The organism is Rhodococcus sp. OAS809 (assembly GCF_040546695.1).
Classification (GTDB): domain Bacteria; phylum Actinomycetota; class Actinomycetes; order Mycobacteriales; family Mycobacteriaceae; genus Rhodococcus_F; species Rhodococcus_F qingshengii.
This window is the reverse complement of the sequence record NZ_JBEPOI010000002.1, coordinates 1,382,591-1,400,354: the sequence shown is the minus strand read 5'-3', so window position 1 is coordinate 1,400,354 and position 17,764 is coordinate 1,382,591. Positions and strand designations below refer to the sequence as shown.

Annotated in this window: 16 protein-coding genes; 14 read left to right on the top strand and 2 right to left on the bottom strand. The window is 63.6% G+C overall.

Features of this window, described 5'->3' with window-relative positions; genetic code table 11:
- The first annotated feature begins 44 nt into the window (after window positions 1–44).
- The 8 genes from ABIE52_RS09405 to ABIE52_RS09370 all read left to right on the top strand — a co-directional run bounded on the left by ABIE52_RS09405 (window position 45) and on the right by ABIE52_RS09370 (window position 9,193).
- The gene (locus tag ABIE52_RS09405) at window positions 45–2,006 is read left to right on the top strand and encodes a magnesium chelatase subunit D family protein (protein ID WP_030535627.1); all 1,962 of its coding nucleotides are present in this window, start codon (window positions 45–47) and stop codon (window positions 2,004–2,006) included.
- 21 nt (window positions 2,007–2,027) lie between these two features.
- On the top strand, window positions 2,028–2,642 hold the full coding sequence (cobO, locus tag ABIE52_RS09400; protein ID WP_003942784.1) for a cob(I)yrinic acid a,c-diamide adenosyltransferase: 615 nt from the start codon (window positions 2,028–2,030) through the stop codon (window positions 2,640–2,642).
- Window positions 2,636–4,012 carry a cobyrinic acid a,c-diamide synthase CobB gene (locus ABIE52_RS09395; protein WP_030535626.1) on the top strand — a complete coding sequence of 459 codons (1,377 nt, stop codon included), beginning with the start codon at window positions 2,636–2,638 and terminating at the stop codon, window positions 4,010–4,012. Before cobO ends, ABIE52_RS09395 begins: the two co-directional genes overlap by 7 nt.
- Window positions 4,013–4,025: 13 nt before the next feature.
- The gene (locus ABIE52_RS09390) at window positions 4,026–4,409 is read left to right on the top strand and encodes a cobalamin biosynthesis protein (RefSeq protein ID WP_007734999.1); all 384 of its coding nucleotides are present in this window, start codon (window positions 4,026–4,028) and stop codon (window positions 4,407–4,409) included.
- Window positions 4,406–5,632, top strand: coding sequence for a uroporphyrinogen-III C-methyltransferase (gene cobA / locus ABIE52_RS09385; RefSeq protein WP_007735001.1), 1,227 nt, complete (start codon window positions 4,406–4,408; stop codon window positions 5,630–5,632). The genes ABIE52_RS09390 and cobA overlap by 4 nt, the downstream gene beginning before the upstream one ends.
- 11 nt (window positions 5,633–5,643) lie before the next feature.
- Complete coding sequence (locus ABIE52_RS09380) at window positions 5,644–7,140, top strand: MFS transporter (protein ID WP_003942680.1); 1,497 nt, start codon at window positions 5,644–5,646, stop codon at window positions 7,138–7,140.
- An 80-nt stretch (window positions 7,141–7,220) separates the two neighbouring features.
- Entirely contained in the window at window positions 7,221–7,649 is a 429-nt protein-coding gene (locus ABIE52_RS09375) for a CBS domain-containing protein (protein WP_007735005.1), read from the top strand.
- Between the two features lie 35 nt (window positions 7,650–7,684).
- Complete coding sequence (locus ABIE52_RS09370) at window positions 7,685–9,193, top strand: protein adenylyltransferase SelO (RefSeq protein ID WP_030535624.1); 1,509 nt, start codon at window positions 7,685–7,687, stop codon at window positions 9,191–9,193.
- 12 nt (window positions 9,194–9,205) lie between these two features.
- Here the strand turns inward: ABIE52_RS09370 and yaaA are convergent, their stop codons facing one another.
- Window positions 9,206–9,949 carry a peroxide stress protein YaaA gene (gene yaaA, locus ABIE52_RS09365; RefSeq protein ID WP_007735009.1) on the bottom strand — a complete coding sequence of 248 codons (744 nt, stop codon included), beginning with the start codon at window positions 9,947–9,949 and terminating at the stop codon, window positions 9,206–9,208.
- A gap of 55 nt (window positions 9,950–10,004) precedes the next feature.
- Between yaaA and ABIE52_RS09360 the strand changes: the two genes are divergently transcribed.
- From ABIE52_RS09360 to ABIE52_RS09340, 5 genes are all read left to right on the top strand, one after another.
- Window positions 10,005–11,750 (top strand): proline--tRNA ligase, encoded by a 1,746-nt coding sequence (locus ABIE52_RS09360; RefSeq protein WP_030535623.1) that lies wholly within the window; start codon window positions 10,005–10,007, stop codon window positions 11,748–11,750.
- Window positions 11,751–11,829: 79 nt separating this feature from the next.
- Window positions 11,830–12,501 (top strand): O-methyltransferase, encoded by a 672-nt coding sequence (locus ABIE52_RS09355; RefSeq protein ID WP_192712500.1) that lies wholly within the window; start codon window positions 11,830–11,832, stop codon window positions 12,499–12,501.
- 22 nt (window positions 12,502–12,523) lie between these two features.
- Window positions 12,524–13,183, top strand: coding sequence for a rhomboid-like protein (locus tag ABIE52_RS09350; RefSeq protein ID WP_021343988.1), 660 nt, complete (start codon window positions 12,524–12,526; stop codon window positions 13,181–13,183).
- Between the two features lie 58 nt (window positions 13,184–13,241).
- Window positions 13,242–14,972 (top strand): acyl-CoA dehydrogenase family protein, encoded by a 1,731-nt coding sequence (locus ABIE52_RS09345; RefSeq protein WP_007735018.1) that lies wholly within the window; start codon window positions 13,242–13,244, stop codon window positions 14,970–14,972.
- The gene (locus ABIE52_RS09340; RefSeq protein ID WP_030535621.1) at window positions 14,969–15,748 is read left to right on the top strand and encodes a nuclear transport factor 2 family protein; all 780 of its coding nucleotides are present in this window, start codon (window positions 14,969–14,971) and stop codon (window positions 15,746–15,748) included. Before ABIE52_RS09345 ends, ABIE52_RS09340 begins: the two co-directional genes overlap by 4 nt.
- A gap of 75 nt (window positions 15,749–15,823) precedes the next feature.
- On the opposite strand, the gene ABIE52_RS09335 is transcribed toward ABIE52_RS09340, so the two are convergent.
- Complete coding sequence (locus ABIE52_RS09335) at window positions 15,824–16,249, bottom strand: pyridoxamine 5'-phosphate oxidase family protein (RefSeq protein WP_003942732.1); 426 nt, start codon at window positions 16,247–16,249, stop codon at window positions 15,824–15,826.
- A 159-nt stretch (window positions 16,250–16,408) separates the two neighbouring features.
- On the opposite strand from ABIE52_RS09335, the gene ABIE52_RS09330 reads away from it, so the two are divergent.
- Window positions 16,409–17,701, top strand: a complete 1,293-nt coding sequence (locus ABIE52_RS09330; protein WP_030535620.1) for an MFS transporter — start codon at window positions 16,409–16,411, stop codon at window positions 17,699–17,701.
- Window positions 17,702–17,764 lie beyond the last annotated feature (63 nt).

Genomic DNA, 17,764 nt, shown 5'->3' with positions numbered 1-17,764 from the left:
GCCAAATTCTCGGCGAGGAAACCGAGAGGTGGAGGGATATCGACGTGCGAAGTGAAGAAGATCGACCAGTGGCGGGCTTCCCGTTCAGTGCTGTGGTCGGCCAGGATCAATTGCGATTGGCGCTGATCCTGTGTGCGGTGCATCCAGGGATCGGCGGGGTCTTGGTCCGCGGTGAGAAGGGAACTGCCAAGTCGACGGTCGTGCGCGCGCTGACTGCGCTGCTGCCCGCGGTCGACGACGCCGGAACGACACGACCGGCCCGCTTGGTCGAACTGCCCGTGGGCGCCACCGAAGACCGGGTGATCGGTTCGATCGACTTGGAGAAGGTTCTGCGTGACGGTGAGCGCGCATTCCAACCTGGACTGCTCGCCGCCGCTCACCAGGGTGTTCTGTACGTCGACGAGGTGAATCTGCTTCACGACCACCTGGTAGACGTGCTTCTCGACGCCGCGGCGATGGGTCGGGTTCACATCGAGCGTGACGGCATCTCCCATTCGCATCCGGCCAAGTTCGTACTCGTCGGCACGATGAATCCCGAAGAGGGAGAACTGCGTCCGCAACTTCTGGACCGTTTCGGTCTGGCTGTCGACGTCGCCGCTTCCCGCGACGTCGACATTCGCATGGAAGTGGTGCGTCGCCGACTCGACTACGAGCGTGACCCCGATGCATTTGTCGCTCGGTACGTATCCGCCGATGAGGAGTTGGCGTCCGAAATCCTCACGGCGCGTGAGAAATTGGACTCGGTCGAGCTGAGCAACCGCGAACTGCGTCGTATCGCCTCGCTGTGTGCGTCGTTCGACGTCGACGGTATGCGCGCGGACTTGGTGCTGGCGCGCACCGCGACGGCCCACGCTGCCTGGCGTGGCGACAGTGAAGTCACTGCGGAGGACGTACGAGTAGCGGCGGAACTGACGCTGCCGCATCGCCGCCGCCGCGATCCGTTCGACGAGCCCGGCTTGGATCAGCAGCAGTTGGACGATGCGCTCGAGCAGGCCGATCAGGATGCTCAGTCGCAGGTAGAGGACGACGCGCGCGACGGAGAGCCCGAACCTCCCGAAAATCACGAAGACCGTGGCCCGGAAGATGGCGGCTCCGATGACGGCGGTCCCGGAGACGAAGGGCCGGACGACGACGGCCCGGACGACGACGGCCCGGACGACCCTGACGGACCTGGTGGGGGAGTGCGCGCCACCGATCGTCCCTCGGCTCCACCGGCCGGCGAATTCAAGGCCAAGCTCCTCGAAGTTCCGGGAGTCGGTGAAGGTGCGCCGGGACGACGCTCGCGGTCCATGTCGTCCCGTGGACGAGTTGTGCGTTCCACGCGGGAGCGTGGGCACGGATTGCATCTGACGAGCACGGTCTTTGCCGCAGCCGAGTCTCAAGTTGCCCGTGGTCGCACTGCTGGACGGTTGCGGCTGGCACCGGCTGACCTCCGCGGCGCGATACGTGAAGGGCGAGAAGGCAATCTGATCGTCTTCGTTGTCGACGCGTCGGGGTCGATGGCAGCACGCGACCGCCTCTCCGCGGTCACCGGTGCGGTTGTCTCGTTGCTCCGCGACGCCTATCAGCGCCGCGACAAGGTCGCCGTCATCACCGTCCGTGGTCGTGAAGCGGAGCTCGTACTGCCGCCGACATCTTCGGTGGACATCGCTGTCCGTCGCTTGCAGTCGATGCGTACCGGCGGCAAATCCCCACTCGCAGAGGGATTCCTGCGTGCTCGCGAAGTGGTTCTGCGTGAACGACTTCGTGACCCGCAGCGTCGCGCCCTCGTCGTCACACTCACCGACGGCCGGGCTACCGGCGGCAAGGACGCGCTGCACCGCGCCCGCGTCGCCGCGCATCTTCTCGCCGACGCGTCCGTCGCGTCCATCGTCGTCGACTGCGAGACCGGCCTCGTGCGTCTGGGGCTGGCGGCCGAGTTGGCGCGAGAACTACGTGGCGGATACGTCCGCCTCGCCGAATTGTCAGCGCAGCAGGTCGCGGGTGTCGTCCGCGCCGCAGCCTAGATCCCAGCTCAGGAGTTCACGATGCCCAAGGGTGTTCCCGAGACAGTTCCCGACGACGGTCTGACCACGCGTCAGCGTCGTAACGCGCCGGTACTTGCCGTGCACACCGGCCCGGGAAAGGGTAAGTCCACCGCCGCTTTCGGCATGGCGCTGCGTGCCTGGAATCAGGGGTTCGACATCGGCGTGTTCCAGTTCGTGAAGAGTGCCAAGTGGAAGGTCGGAGAGGAAGCCGCGTTCCGCGCGCTCGGAAACCTGCACGACGAAACCGGCGTCGGTGGGCCGGTGCAGTGGCACAAGATGGGCGAAGGTTGGTCATGGACACGCAAGGCCGGTAGCGAGGAAGATCATGCTGCTGCCGCTGCGGAGGGTTGGCAGGAGATCGCGAGAAGGCTTGCGAGCGAGGAACATCGATTCTATGTCCTCGACGAGTTCACCTATCCGCTCAAGTGGGGCTGGGTCGACGTCGACGAGGTCGTGCAGACACTGCGCGATCGTCCGGGCAACCAGCACGTTGTCATCACGGGACGCGACGCCCCGCAGGCGTTGATCGACGCCGCCGACCTCGTGACCGAGATGACCAAGATCAAGCACCCGATGGATGCCGGCCGAAAGGGCCAACGGGGCATCGAATGGTAAGTCCTTCCACTCCGGCCGTGGTGATCGCCGCTCCTGCCTCGGGTAGCGGAAAGACCACGGTGGCAACGGGATTGATCGGCGCGCTGCGACGGTCCGGTAGCAGCGTTGCACCCTTCAAGGTGGGGCCGGACTACATCGACCCGGGTTATCACGGACTCGCGGCAGGGCGGCCCGGACGCAACCTCGACACTGTTCTGGTGGGCCCGGATCGCATCGGACCGCTCTACCGGCATGGAACCGCTGGTTGCGACATCGCCGTGGTCGAAGGCGTCATGGGTCTGTTCGACGGGAAGATCGACGAGGCAAACTCGCAGCCGTCGGCGGAGGGATCGACGGCGCAGGTCGCGTCGATCCTCGGTTCGCCGGTAGTGCTCGTGATCGACGCCCGTGGGCACAGTCAGAGTCTGGCCGCCGTACTCCACGGCTTCGCGACCTACGACGCAGGTGTGCGCATCGGCGGCGTCATTCTCAATCGCGTCGGGAGCGCTCGTCACGAGCAGGTGTTGCGTCATGCGTGCGACAAGGTCGGCGTCGCAGTGCTCGGAGTTGTGCCACGGTTGACGGAACTCGAAGTTCCCTCCCGGCACCTCGGCCTGATTCCGGCGGCCGAGCACGGCGCCGCCGCTGTGGCCGCAGTGGACGCGATGTCCGATTTGATTGCCTCGCACGTCGATCTGGGTGCTGTTCGCGCATTGGCCGCCTCGAACGTGAGTGCAGCTGCATGGGATCCGGTTGCCGAGGTCGGCGCACACGCAGAGTCTCGGCCTGTGGTTGCCATGGCGGGTGGCCCGGCCTTCACCTTCGGCTACGCCGAGCACCGGGAGCTGTTGACTGCTGCCGGCGCGGACGTGCAGGTGTTCGACCCGTTGCGGGACGAGCTTCCCGCGGGAACTGCTGCTCTTGTCCTTCCTGGCGGGTTCCCGGAAGAGCATGCGGTGGACCTCGCGGCCAATACCGTTCTGCTGCAGCAGGTTCGTGACCTGGCGGACGGCGGCGCACCGATCCACGCCGAGTGTGCCGGTCTGCTCTACCTCGCTCGCAGCTTGGACGGTCACAGCATGGCCGGTGTGGTCGGAGTGGATGCGACGTTCGGGAAACGCCTGACCCTCGGGTACCGCGAAGCAGTGGCGATCAGCGACTCCAGCCTCTTCGAAGCAGGCTCCCGCGTCACCGGTCACGAGTTCCACCGAACGTCTCTCGTCTCGGCAGACGCGGACGGTTGCGGAAGTGCGTGGGGGTGGCGGCCCTGGGACGGCGGCAGTGTCCGCGAAGGATTTGTTCGCGGCGGCGTCCACGCGTCGTATCTCCACACTCATCCGGTGGGGCAGCCCGAATCGATCGCGAAGTTCGTCGATGCCGCACGGGGATGACCTCTGTATAGGCGTGGGATTCACGACGAGTGTCACCGCGAAGAACATCGTCGCTGCGGTGAAGGCTGTGCCCGCGGCGCAAGGGAAGATCGTGGTACTCGCCACTGTGGCGGCAAAAGCTGAGTCTTCGGCTCTTCTGACAGCGGCCCATGAACTGAACGTCCCGATTGTGAGTTTCGCCCCGGACGTACTTGCGCGAGTTCAAGTTCCGTCACCATCGCCTCGCGTCGAGAACGCCGTCGGAACGGCAAGCGTCGCGGAAGCGGCTGCGATCCTCGCGTCCGGGGGCGGCCGACTTGTGCTGGCCAAGACTGCCAGGGATGGAGTGACCGTGGCCGCGGCCCGTAAAGTTCCCTCCAGCTTGACCAATTCTGACAACGAAACGGAGTGCGAGTGAGCGAGTCCACCGCAGACGAGACCAACTACCTGGTCGGCCTCAACCTGACCGATCGACGCGTGGTCGTGTTCGGTGGCGGCACTGTGGCTCAGCGCCGACTCGGACTGCTGGTCGCCTCTGGTGCCCGCGTTCACGTCATCAGTCGCGCGTTCACTCCAGCCGTCGAAGGTATGGCCACTGCCGGTCAGATCACGGTCGAAGAGCGCCCGTACGCCGACGGCGACCTCGAAGGTGCGTGGTACGCCATCGCCTCGACCGACGAGCCGGAAACCAATGCGGCGATCGTCGCCGAAGCGGAGCGTCGCCACATCTTCTGCGTGCGCGCCGACAACGCGAAGCACGGCACCGCCGTCACTCCCGCGAGCGCCGAGTACGACGGTATGAGCATCGGAATTCTGGCGGGCGGCGATCACCGTCGTTCGGCAGCGGTCCGCACCGCCGTCGTCGAAGGTCTTCAGTCGGGCGTGCTCGCCGATACGGCCGAGCCTGCCGCTGCGGGTGTTGCTCTCGTCGGTGGTGGCCCCGGTGATCCCGATCTGATCACCGTGCGCGGACGCCGTTTGCTCGCCCGCGCCGACGTCGTCGTGGCCGACCGATTGGCTCCGCCGGAGTTGCTCGCCGAACTGGGTCCGGACGTAGAGGTGATCGACGCCGCGAAGATCCCGTACGGCCGTGCCATGGCTCAGGAGGCCATCAACGCCGCGCTGATCGACAACGCGAAGGCAGGCAAGTTCGTGGTCCGCCTCAAGGGCGGGGACCCGTACGTCTTCGGACGGGGATACGAAGAACTCGAAGCGTGTGCCGCTGCCGGCGTTCCGGTGACCGTAGTGCCCGGAATCACGAGCGCGATCTCGGTCCCGTCGGCCGCAGGCATCCCGGTCACCCACCGCGGCGTCACCCACGAGTTCGTCGTCGTCAGTGGGCACGTGGCTCCGGATCATCCGGATTCGCTGGTCGACTGGTCGGCGCTGGCCAAGTTGCGCGGCACGATCGTGCTGCTCATGGCGGTCGAGCGCATCGATCAGTTCGCGAAGGCACTCGTCGACGGTGGACGCCCGGCAACCACGCCGGTCACCGTCATCCAAGAGGGCACGCTGCGCACTCAGCGTGAACTTCGGGCCGATCTGGCGACCGTTGCTCAGCGCGTCAAGGACGAGGAGATCAAGCCTCCGGCGATCATCGTGATCGGGCCGGTCGCGGGCTTTTCCGTCGACGCTGGGTAACGTGAAGTCTTGTGTCTGACTCCCCAACATCTGAAACCGCTTCGGCGAATGCCCCGGTAGCGACTCGAGTCATCGGGCTTGCCATCATCGTCCTGAGTGGTTTGCAGATGATGGTGGTGCTCGACGGTACTGTCGCGAACCTCGCTCTGGCGCCATTGCAGGCCGACCTCGGGCTGAGCGACAGCGGCCGCAACTGGGTGTTGACCTCCTACGCGCTTGCGTTTGGTGGGCTCATGCTCCTCGGTGGTCGGCTCGGCGACGCGTTCGGACGCAAGAAGATGTTCATCGCGGGAGTCTCGCTGTTCACGGTGGCGTCGTTGCTCTGTGGACTCGCCCTGAACGAGGGCATGTTGATCGCAGCGCGGGCGCTTCAAGGTGTCGGCGCAGCCGTGGCGTCGCCCACTGCCTTCGCCCTTGTTGCCACGACTTTCGCCGCGGGTCCGGCTCGTAATCAGGCCATCGCAATTTTTGCCGCCATGACGGGCGTCGGATCGATCGCCGGTCTGATCATCGGCGGCGCATTGACCGAGGTGTCGTGGCGTCTGATCTTCCTCATCAACGTCCCGATCGGCATCGCGCTCGTCGGCATGGCGTTCCGCGCCCTTCGCGAGACGAATCAGACGCGTCTGGCTTTGGATGTCCCCGGCGCGATCCTCGCGACCCTCGGTTGTACCGGTGTTGTTTTTGCTCTCACCGAAGGCCCGGAAATGGGATGGGGGAGCATCGCCGTCATCGGTGCATTGGCGGCCGGATTGGTCGCCCTCGCCGCCTTCCTCTTTGTCGAGCGAACTGCAGACAACCCGCTCTTGCCCTTCTCGTTGTTCGCCGATCGCAACCGTGTCGCGACGTTCCTCGCCATCTTCTTCGTCGGTGGCGCGATGTTCAGCATGACGGCCTTCGTCGCACTGTTCGTGCAGGACATCATGCAGTATTCGCCGTTGCGTGCCGGTATCGCGTTCATTCCGTTCGCGTTCGGATTGGGCGCCGCCGCGTCGGTTGCTTCCAAGCTCGCCGTGAAGGTTCAACCCCGCTGGCTGGTCCTCACCGGCGTCGTGATCATGATCGTCGGACTCCTCTACGGCTCTACTCTCGATTCCGACTCCACCTACCTGGCCAACTTGTTCGTGCCCGTGATCGGGATCGGATTCGGTATCGGCCTCGCGATGGTGCCCTTGCCACTGTGCGCGATCGCCGGTGTCCCGGAGACCGAGATCGGCCCGCTGACCGCAATCTCCCAAGTTGCCCAGACGCTCGGTGGACCATTGGCGCTGTCGGTGATCGGTGCAATGGCGACGTCCAAGACGCTCTCGCTCGGCGGCACTTCGGGCAAGGCAGCGGACATGAATCCGGCGCAATTGATCGCACTCGGAGAGGGGTACACCTTCGCACTTGTGGGCTGCGCGGTCTGCGCCGTGTTCGCCGGTATCGCGGCGCTGTGCATCAGGTTCACACCTTCTCAGGTAGCCCAGGCTCAGGCTGCGGAGAAGGCAGCTCAGGGAATCGCCTGATCAGTCCTGTTTTTCCGCTTCGCTAGCCGATACGATCGTTGCAGGACGTGCCGAGAGTCTCGACGGATCGGGGTGCCGTGATGCGGATCGCGGACATATTGCGAAACAAGGGCAACAGCATCGTCACGATCGACGCCCACACGACGGTCAACGGGCTGCTGTGCGATCTTGCCCGCCACAACATCGGAGCCATGGTGGTGGTCGACGACGATGCGGTGGTCGGCATCATTTCCGAACGCGATGTCGTTCGACGCCTGCACGAGCGTGGCCCGGACCTTCTCGGGATCCAGGTTTCCGAGGTCATGACCGCTCTGATGTACACGTGCGTTCCGGCAGACGCAGTGGACAGCATTGCCGCGATCATGACCGAGCGTCGAATCCGGCATCTGCCGGTGATCGAGGACGGCAACCTCCTCGGCATCGTCAGTATCGGTGACGTGGTGAAGAGCCGCATCGACGAGCTCAAGAGCGAACGCGATCAGCTCGAGTCGTACATCGATCAGGGCTGATCGATAGGTTGTCGCACGGTGACTACTCTCGTGTGATGGCCGCATTCCAGGAATCCACAGCAGACACGGTCACCATCGTGGCCGGCCTCGAGAGCACGTTCGCCGACGAACTCGGCGCTCTGACGGTGCCGTGGCAAGGTGCTGCCGCCCCTGACCCGCAGTTGCTCGTGGTGAACGAGCAGCTGGCTGCGTCGTTGAGATTGGACGTAGCAGCGCTGCGAAGTGTGGACGGGATCGGCGTCCTGTCCGGGTCGACGGTGCCGGTCGGGGCCACACCGGTGGCGATGGCGTATGCGGGTCATCAGTTCGGTGGGTATGCACCAATTCTCGGAGACGGTCGGGCGTTGTTACTCGGCGAACTCGTCAGCAGTGCCGGGCAGCGAGTGGACTTGCATCTGAAAGGCTCCGGGCGCACACCGTTCTCTCGGGGCGGCGACGGGTATGCGGTCATAGGGCCGATGCTGCGCGAATATCTCGTCAGCGAGGCGATGAATGCCCTCGGTGTACCCACTACGCGCGCGCTGTCGGTGGTGGCGACGGGCCGAGACGTTCGCCGCAACGGCGCAGAACCCGGTGCCGTGCTTGCACGGATCGCGTCGAGTCACCTACGCGTTGGGACCTTCGAGTTCGCGGCCCGGCAGGGCGAGGTCTTGCAGCCGCTCACCGACTACGCGATCGCCCGGCACTACCCGGAGCTGACCGAACTTCCGTCAACGGGTACACACAATCGCTATCTGAGGTTCCTCGAGGCGGTCGTCGAGGCGCAGGCGTCACTGGTGGCGAGGTGGATGCTCATCGGTTTCGTGCACGGGGTCATGAACACCGACAACACCACAATTTCGGGAGAGACCATCGATTACGGTCCGTGCGCCTTCCTCGACGCATTCGATCCGGCGGCAGTGTTCAGCTCGATCGACCACGGGGGCCGCTATGCGTTCGGCAATCAGCCCGCTGTACTGAAGTGGAATCTGGCGCGCTTGGCAGAAACACTGTTGCCGCTGATCGATTCCGCACCCGACAATGCGATTTCCGCGGCGTCGGCAGTTCTCGAGACCTTCGACGAGCGCTACGAGGGACACTATGCGGCCGGTCTCGCGGCAAAGATCGGTCTGGCCCAGCCGTTTGTCGATCGGGCGCTCGTCGACGATCTGCTGACGTTGTTGGCGGAACACGGAGCTGATTGGACAGGCAGTTTCCGCGCACTCGCAGACGAATTGCGCGGAAATTCGGCGCCTCTCGACCAACTCGTGCCACGGGAGCACATCGCGCCCTGGTTGCAGCGGTGGCAGGGAGCCCTGACCGAAAACGGACAAGGGGCCGCGGAGACCGCGAGCGCGATGGATCGCGTCAACCCGCTGTACATTCCGCGTAATCATCGGCTCGACGCTGCCCTGCGCGCCGCGACCGACGGCGACCTCGCTCCATTCGAGAAGCTGCTGGAGGTTGTCACGCATCCATTCGACCGACGCGACGAGTGGGCTGACTACACCGAGGCGGCTCCGCGGTCTTTCAGCGAGACGTTCCAAACCTTCTGCGGCACTTGACAGACGAAGCCATCAATCCGTCAGGATGATCAGTTCACGCTCCGACGCGATTTCCACCCGCAGGCCGGCCTTCGACGCCACCCGCGCGACACCCTTGATGTCGGTCGGTTCGGCACGCGAGACCACCAGCGCACGGGCGAGCAGACCCTTGTGGTGCTTGTTGAAGTGACTGACGACAGTGCGGGTGCCGTCCGGCTTCTCGGTGAGGACCGTTGCGATCAGTGCGTCTGGAACCGGTCCGAGGTCTTGGTAGGTGCCGGACCGTAGATCGATGACAAGGCCGTCGGCTTCGGCCGCCAAGGCCTTCGGCAACTCCGGCTTCCACAGTGAGCGGAGCGTGCCCATCCCGGGCAGCTTGGACCCGCCGGAAAGGCGGTAGGCGGGGATCAGATCTCCCGCACGGACTGCACCGAACAGAGCGGAGCCGATCGCGATCCGATCGAGAGCCTTGGCCTTCTGGGCGCGGGTGAACGACTTTGCGTCGAGGGCGTCGAAGAGCACGCCGGTGTAGCGCTGCAGTGCGGGCCGCGTCGCGGACACCCACAGCTTGGCATTGCGCTCCACTTCGTCTGCTTGCGTCGGGCCGAGCCCGAGCGCTTCGCATGACGCCTCGACGTCAGCGGCCAGATCGACCAGCGTCTGAACCAGCAATTCGCGCGTTTCGGTCAACTGGGGCATCGACAGTTCGGCCAGATCGAGGGGCGCATCCTTGCCGCCGTCGGACTTGGTTTCTGAGGGAGGCAGCAGTACAAGCACGCTGTAACCGTACCGAGGCCCGCTCGGCCGACTGCGGCGACTATCCTTACACCTCGTGATTACCCGTCTGTCCCACCTGTTCCTGCGTACCCTGCGTGACGATCCCTCGGACGCCGAAGTTGCCAGCCACAAACTGCTGGTTCGTGCCGGCTACGTGCGTCGTATCGCTCCAGGCGTCTACTCGTGGTTGCCGCTGGGATTGCGGGTGCTGCGCGAGGTAGAGCGTGTCGTTCGTGAAGAAATGAATGCAATTGGCGGACAGGAAATCCTGCTGCCTGCGCTGCTCCCGCGCGATCCCTACGAAGCGTCGAACCGCTGGACCGAGTACGGCCCCAACCTGTTCCGCCTCAAGGACCGCAAGGGCAACGACTACATGCTCGGCCCGACCCACGAGGAGCTCTTTGCTCTGACGGTCAAGGGTGAGTACAACTCCTACAAGGACTTCCCGGTCACCCTGTACCAGGTGCAGACCAAGTACCGCGACGAAGAGCGTCCGCGTGCCGGCATTCTGCGTGGCCGCGAGTTCCTCATGAAGGATTCCTACTCCTTCGACCTGACCGACGAAGGCCTGACGGAGTCGTACCAGGCGCATCGCGGCGCCTACGAGAAGATCTTCACGCGTCTGGGCGTCAAGTACGTCATCGTCTCGGCCACCTCCGGTGCGATGGGCGGCAGCGCGTCCGAGGAGTTCCTTGCCGAGAGCGAGATCGGCGAAGACACCTACGTCCGCTGCCTCGAATCCGGCTACGCCGCCAACGTCGAGGCCGTCAAGACTGTTGTTCCCGATTCGATTCCGTTCGACGGGCTGCCCGAAGCCAAGGTGTACGACACCGCGAACACACCCACCATCGACACCCTGGTGGACTGGGCGAACCGCGCTGATCTCGGCCGTACCGTCACCGCCGCCGACACTCTCAAGAACATCATGGTCAAGACCCGCCTGCCCGGCGGCGAGTGGGAACTGCTCGGTATCGGCATCCCCGGCGACCGTGAGGTCGACGAAAAGCGCCTCGAGGCTTCGCTGGAGCCGGCCGAGTTCGTGATGATCACCGAGACCGACTTCAAGAACAACCCGTTCCTGGCCAAGGGTTATATCGGCCCGAAGGCGCTGCAGGCCAACGGCGTTCGCTACCTTGTCGACCCGCGTGTCGTCGACGGCACCAGCTGGATCACCGGCGCCGACGAAGACGGCAAGCACGTGGTCGGCCTCGTTGCCGGTCGGGACTTCACCCCCGACGGAACCATCGAAGCCGCCGAGGTTCGTGACGGTGACGCCTCTCCGGATGGAGCCGGCACGCTGGTCTCGGCTCGCGGTATCGAGATCGGGCACGTCTTCCAGCTCGGCCGTAAGTACACCGACGTCTTCACCGTCGATGTCCTCGCCGAGAACGGCAAGCCCGTCCGCCCGACCATGGGGTCGTACGGCGTCGGCGTCTCGCGTCTGGTGGCCGTCATTGCCGAGCAGCATCACGACGAAAAGGGCCTGCGCTGGCCTGCCGAGGTTTCACCGGCCGACGTCTACCTCGTCATCGCGAACAAGGACGAGACCGCGCGCGAAGGCGCCGAAGGCCTCGCCGCGCAACTCGACCGTGCCGGACTCGAAGTAATCCTCGACGACCGCAAGGCATCGCCGGGCGTGAAGTTCAAGGACTCCGAGCTGATCGGCGTTCCGCTGATCGTTGTCGTCGGACGCGGTTGGGCCGACGGCAAGGTCGAAATTCGCGACCGCTTCACTGGCGAGAGCCGTGAGATCGACGCCGACTCGGCGATCGAGGAGATCATCAGCGCAGTTCGCGGCTGATTCGAATAGCTGTCCGGGCCGCCGCAGTCACCTTCCGAGGTGTCTGCGGCGGCCCTTCTTTTCTGCCACAATCGTGGCTATGGAACGCGAACCGGATTGGGCAGAAGTCGACGGCTATCTCGTTTCCACGTTGGTAGGTGAAGATCCGGTTCTCGACGCGGCACTCGCCGCCAATTCCGAGGCAGGTCTCCCGCCCATCGACGTGGCGCCGAACCAGGGCAAGCTCCTCAACCTTCTGGCGCGAATGTGCTTGGCGCGCAATGTTCTCGAGATCGGAACGCTCGGCGGATACAGCACGATCTGGCTCGCTAGCGCGGTCGGTCCCTCGGGCCAGGTCATCACGCTGGAATTCGATCCCACCCATGCGGATGTCGCTCGGGCAAATATCGATCGCGCCGAACTGGCTGACCGTGTCGACATCCGCGTCGGGGCCGCGCTCGACAGCCTCCCGTCGATCGCGAAGGAAGAGTTGGGACCTTTCGACTTGGTCTTCATCGACGCCGACAAGGAGAACAACACCGAGTACGTGCGGTGGGCGTTGGCCCTTTCGCATCCCGGAACCGTCATCATCGTGGACAACGTGGTGCGTGGGGGACATGTGTCCAACCCGGATATCGACGACGAGCGCGTCAAAGCGAGTCGAGCGGTGTTGGAGATGATCGCGGCCGAGCCGAAACTCGACGGCACCGCCATTCAAACCGTGGGTTCGAAGGGATGGGACGGGTTTGCCGTTGCAGTAGTGAACGAGTGAGCGCAGACTCGAAGCGGTGAGGATGCTGGGGGCAGCAAAGGCGGCATGGCGATGGGTGCGCAGTGCTCCCGGTACCTACGTCTGGTTGCTGGCCCTGCTGTTCACCACGCTCTTCCTTCGGCATCTGCCCGACAATGTCGAGGAGCGTTTTCTCGGCAAGCGCTCGACCAATCTGCATCACCTGGCCGAAGACCCGCTGCGAGTCCTGTTCTCGAGTGCCTTCTGGCTCGAAGGTGGCGGTTGGTTGGGATACCTGGTTCTCTTCACCATCTTTCATGCAACGGCTGAGCGTTGGCTCGGGACGTGGCGGTGGCTGTGTGTTGTCGTCATCGCCCACGTCGGAGCCACGTACATCAGCGAAGGTGTTCTGTACGAAGGTATTCGGCACGGATACGTGGCGGAGTCGGCGGTCAACACTCTCGACGTGGGTGTGAGCTACGGTCTGGCCGGCATCATGGGGATTCTGGTGTACCGCATCGTCGATCCGTGGCGATACGTCTATCTCGCGGGGTTGCTGCTCTTCTATGGTGTACCTCTGATTTTCGCCACCAATTTCACCGCCATCGGCCACATGTCTGCGTTGTTGCTCGGGTTGGCGTGCTACCCGATCACGCGTGCTCGGGCGGGCACGTGGAATCCGATGGACCTGTGGCATTCGCGAAGAATCGCAGGTCTTCCATGAATCGCACCGCGGAAAGTTACCCGCTGGTAGTTTAGCGTCATCGACGAAAGGTAATGACGTGTCTGGCACCGATGGATTGCTCTTCAACCCCCATACTTACGACCCCGCTCAGTTCGATCCGGAGACCCGCCGTTTGCTGCGAGCCACCATCGAATGGTTCGAGAGCCGCGGTAAGAAGCAACTGCTTCAGGACGACCTCGACGCCGTGTGGGTCTCCGACTTTCTCGAATTCGTCGGCAAGGAGAAGTTGTTCGCGACGTTCCAGACTCCGGCGGCATTCGCCGACGGTGACGAGAACCGTCGTTGGGACGGTGCCCGCAACGCGGCCTTGAGTGAGATCTTCGGTTTTTACGGACTCGCTTACTGGTACGCCTGGCAGGTCACGATCCTCGGACTCGGACCGATCTGGATGAGTGACAACGACGCTGCGAAGAAGCGTGCAGCGCAGGAACTTGCCGACGGTGGTGTCATGGCGTTCGGGCTGTCCGAGCGCGACCACGGCGCCGACGTGTACTCCACCGACATGCTCCTCACTCCCACCGACGGCGACGTCGCCTTCCGCGCGAGCGGCGAGAAGTACTACATCGGAAACGGCAACGTAGCCGGAATGGTGTCTGTGTTCGGGCGTCGTACCGACGTCGAGGGCCCCGAAGGCTACGTGTTCTTTGTCGCCGACAGTGCACATCCGAACTATCAGCTCGTGGACAACGTCCTGCGCGGGCAGATGTATGTCAGCAATTTCCGCCTCGACGATTACCCGGTGCGCGAGGAAGACATTCTGCACACCGGCGTCGCCGCATTCGAGGCCGCGCTCAACACGGTCAACGTCGGAAAGTTCAACCTCTGCACCGGCTCCATCGGCATCACCGAGCATGCGTTCTTCGAGGCAATAACTCACGCGCAGAATCGAATTCTGTACGGCAATCCCGTCACGGATTTTGCCCACGTTCGCGCCGCCTTCGTCGACGCGTACTCACGTCTGATCGCGATGAAGCAGTTCAGTGCGCGGGCGGTCGACTACTTCCGCAGCGCCAGCCTCGAGGACCGTCGCTACCTGCTGTTCAATCCCATGACCAAGGCCAAGGTCACCTCCGAAGGTGAGAAGGTGGTCGGGTTGCTGCACGATGTGATCGCAGCCAAGGGATACGAGAAGTCAACGTACTTCCGCGAGGCAGCGCAGATGATCGGCACGCTGCCCAAGCTCGAGGGCACCGTCCACGTCAACGTCGGCCTGATTCTCAAGTTCTTGCCGAACTATCTGTTCAACTCGGCGCAGTTCCCGGAGATCGTCACGCGCGACGACGCCGCCGACGACGAGTTCTTCTGGAACCAGGGGCCTACCCGCGGCGCTGCGAAGATTCAGTTCCACGAGTGGAAGCCCGTCTACGAGAAGCACTCTTCGATTCCGAACGTCGCCCGTTTTTACGAGCAGGCGATCGCGCTCACCGAATTGCTCACTGCTGCAGCGCCGGACGCGCAGCAGCAGAAGGATCTCGATTTCATGCTCAACGTCGGGCACCTGTTCTCTCTCGTCGTCTACGGTCATCTGATTCTCGAACAGGCCGAGATCAGCGGGCTCGACGCCGACGTTGTCGATCAGATCTTCGACTTCCAGATTCGTGACTTCTCGGGATACGCGATCGCGCTGCACGGAAAGCCGTCGTCGACACCCGAGCAGCAGAAGTGGGCCCTGGCCGCGGTGCGGAAGCCTGTTGTCGACAGTGAACGCTTCGACCGGGTGTGGCAGCAGGTCAAGGCGTACGACGGTGCATACGAGATGCGCGCATGACCGCGCCGGTGACGCGCGAGCAGTTGATGGCCGTCGTGGAGGGATCCCCGAAAGCCGTCGGCGCGCATGACCGCTCGACCTGGGTGGCCCTGTTTGCCGGCGACGGACAGGTCAACGACCCTGTAGGTTCACGTCCGCACAACGGTCAGGCGGCGATCGAGAGTTTCTACGACACGTTCATCGCCCCCAATTCGATCACCTTCCATGTCGAGCGCGACATCGTGTGCGGCCGGACGGTGTGGCGCGATCTGAGCCTCGCTACCGAGATGTCGACCGGAGTCGTTCTCGACGTTCCGATGCACTTGCGCTACGACTTGGTGGGGGAGCCCGATTCCTTGCGGATCGGAACCCTCTACGCGCATTGGGAATTGGCGACGATGTTGAGCCAGCTCGCGACTGCTGGTGTGGCGGGGGTGAAGGCGGCCGCGAAGTTGACGCCGCAGTTGCTCTCGAACCAGGGGATCGGCGGGGCGCTCGGGTTCTCGCGCGGCATCTTCGGCGTCGGAGACAAAGGCAAGAAGGCAGCGTCGCGGTTCCTCGATGCGGCCGCTGTCGGCCGAACGCCGCCGGTACCCGTCGAGCTTCCGGCGGGGACGCAGTTGTCCAACGCTGATGTCAACGCTCTGCTCACCGGCGTGACGAAGAGCAAGATGCTGGTTGCCGGTCGCACCGTGACGGCGAGCGTCATCGTGTGCGGGGAACCGGCCATCGCATTGTTCGGCTTCGAGGCGAGCGGTCATCGACTCAATCGGGTGCGTTTCTTCACCGAGAGCTGACATAGAGCCCTCCACATGCAGGTCAGGCTCGGCGCGCCACTCCGGCGCGCCGAGCCTTCGCTTTTCTGAGAATTGTCAGATCGCCCCGAGATCCGCAGACAGCCAGTGCTGCGGATTCATGTAGATCGCTACCTGTTCGCCCAACTGCGATCGCGCGAATTCGAGATACCCGTCGACCTTGTCCGGAGCCAGGTAACGCCGCGAGACTTCGACCAGCATCTCGTCGGTGCCCGGAACGATCTTGTCGACGGATCCGCTGACGCTGACGTAACGGATTGTCGGATCGAGCCTTTCGGCCATCAACGAGAAATGCCCGGCCGACTCGATGAGTCGTGCCTTTCGCGAATCCTTGCCCGTGAGGATCCATGGTTTGCCACCGGGTGAGTACAGGTACCAGATCGGGACGGTCAACGGACCGCGCTCGGTGCCGTCCGCCACGGACAGCGCCCCGATGTGGGGTTCGGCCAGGAACTGTTCACGCTCATTTTCGGAGAGTGCCATTCCTCGAGATTACCGCGACGTTTGACATGGCGTTGTGACTCCGTACACAATCGATGTGCTCATTATGAACAGGCGTTCGCAATGCGAACACGTTTCGATCCGATCTACTGGATCCCAACCGGTCGCGAACGCCCACAAGCAGTGAATGTCGAGGATCCGATGACCGCACATACGCAGTCGAGTTCAATCACCGGTTCGCCTGGGGCGCGTGCCGCAATGTGGGTAGCACCGTTGTGTTGGATCGCTGTGCTTCTGGACGGATTCGACCTGGTCGTACTCGGCGCGGTCATTCCTTCGCTTCTCGACTACGACGCGTGGGGTTTGAGTACCGGCACGATTACGATGATCTCGACCTTCGGGCTCATCGGCATGACCATCGGCGCCCTCGTCATCGGCACTCTCACTGACGTCATCGGTCGACGCCGCGCGCTGCTGTACGCCGTTGCCGCATTCTCGATTCTGACTCTGTTGTGCGCAATTGCGCCCAATCCGTTCATCTTCGGGCTGCTGCGCTTCTTTGCCGGTGTGGGGCTGGGTGGCGCCCTACCGACGGCATTGGCTCTGGTCAACGAATTCTCGAAGAAACAAGGCGGTGGATCTGCGTCGACCATGCTGATGACCGGCTACCACGTCGGCGCCGTTGCCACCGCAGCGCTGGCGCTCGTCGTGATCGAACCTTTCGGTTGGCGAGCGATGTTCGTTGTCGGCGCACTTCCTGCCGTCGCCCTGATTCCACTCATGTTGCGGTATCTGCCGGAATCCCCGTCGTACCTTCTCGCTCACGGAAAGCGTGCCGAAGCCGAGGAAATCGCTGCCCGTTACGGAGTCGAACTCGAGATTGCGCCCACGTCCGAAGTTGAGCGCGCCGAAGCCGCCAATCCCGTTCGCGCACTGTTCTCTTCGAAGTTCCTGCGCAACAGCATCGCCATCTGGATCACCAGTTTCATGGGCTTGCTGCTCGTCTACGGATTGAACACGTGGCTTCCGACGATCATGCGTGAGGCCGGTTACAACCTCGGGGCGTCGTTGACGTTCCTTCTGATCCTCAATGCCGGCGCCGTCGTCGGGCTGTTGATCGCCGGGGGCGTCGCGAACAAGATCGGCCCGCGGACTGCAGCCATCGTGTGGTTCGCCGGAGCTGCACTGTTCCTGGCGCTTCTGAGTGTGAAGGTGTCGTTCGGAATCTACGTGATGGTCTTCCTCGCCGGATGCTTCGTATTCAGTGCGCAGGTACTGGTCTACGCCTTCACGAGCGCCAATCACCCACCTCAGATTCGCGCGACCGCGCTCGGATGGTCGGCAGGTGTCGGCCGGGTCGGTGCGATCTGTGGCCCGATCCTGGGCGGAGTCCTCCTGGGTGCGGGTTACGCCGTGCCGTGGGGCTTCTACGCTTTCGCGCTCGTCGGACTGCTCGGAGCAATTTCGATCTCCTGCACACGGGTGCGCATCTGAAATACCAGTTTCGCTGGTTGGCGTGCTACTGCTATCGTAAAACATGAGTATGAAGAGTAGCGC

Bases quoted from the DNA above. Each gene is read 5' to 3' on its own strand.
- cobO (WP_003942784.1), top strand. From the start codon at position 2,028: ATGCCCAAGGGTGTTCCCGAGACAGTTCCCGACGACGGTCTGACCACG.
- ABIE52_RS09395 (WP_030535626.1), top strand. From the start codon at position 2,636: ATGGTAAGTCCTTCCACTCCGGCCGTGGTGATCGCCGCTCCTGCCTCG.
- ABIE52_RS09375 (WP_007735005.1), top strand. From the start codon at position 7,221: ATGCGGATCGCGGACATATTGCGAAACAAGGGCAACAGCATCGTCACG.
- ABIE52_RS09370 (WP_030535624.1), top strand. From the start codon at position 7,685: ATGGCCGCATTCCAGGAATCCACAGCAGACACGGTCACCATCGTGGCC.
- ABIE52_RS09355 (WP_192712500.1), top strand. From the start codon at position 11,830: ATGGAACGCGAACCGGATTGGGCAGAAGTCGACGGCTATCTCGTTTCC.
- ABIE52_RS09350 (WP_021343988.1), top strand. From the start codon at position 12,524: ATGCTGGGGGCAGCAAAGGCGGCATGGCGATGGGTGCGCAGTGCTCCC.
- ABIE52_RS09340 (WP_030535621.1), top strand. From the start codon at position 14,969: ATGACCGCGCCGGTGACGCGCGAGCAGTTGATGGCCGTCGTGGAGGGA.
- ABIE52_RS09335 (WP_003942732.1), bottom strand. From the start codon at position 16,249: ATGGCACTCTCCGAAAATGAGCGTGAACAGTTCCTGGCCGAACCCCAC.
- ABIE52_RS09330 (WP_030535620.1), top strand. From the start codon at position 16,409: ATGACCGCACATACGCAGTCGAGTTCAATCACCGGTTCGCCTGGGGCG.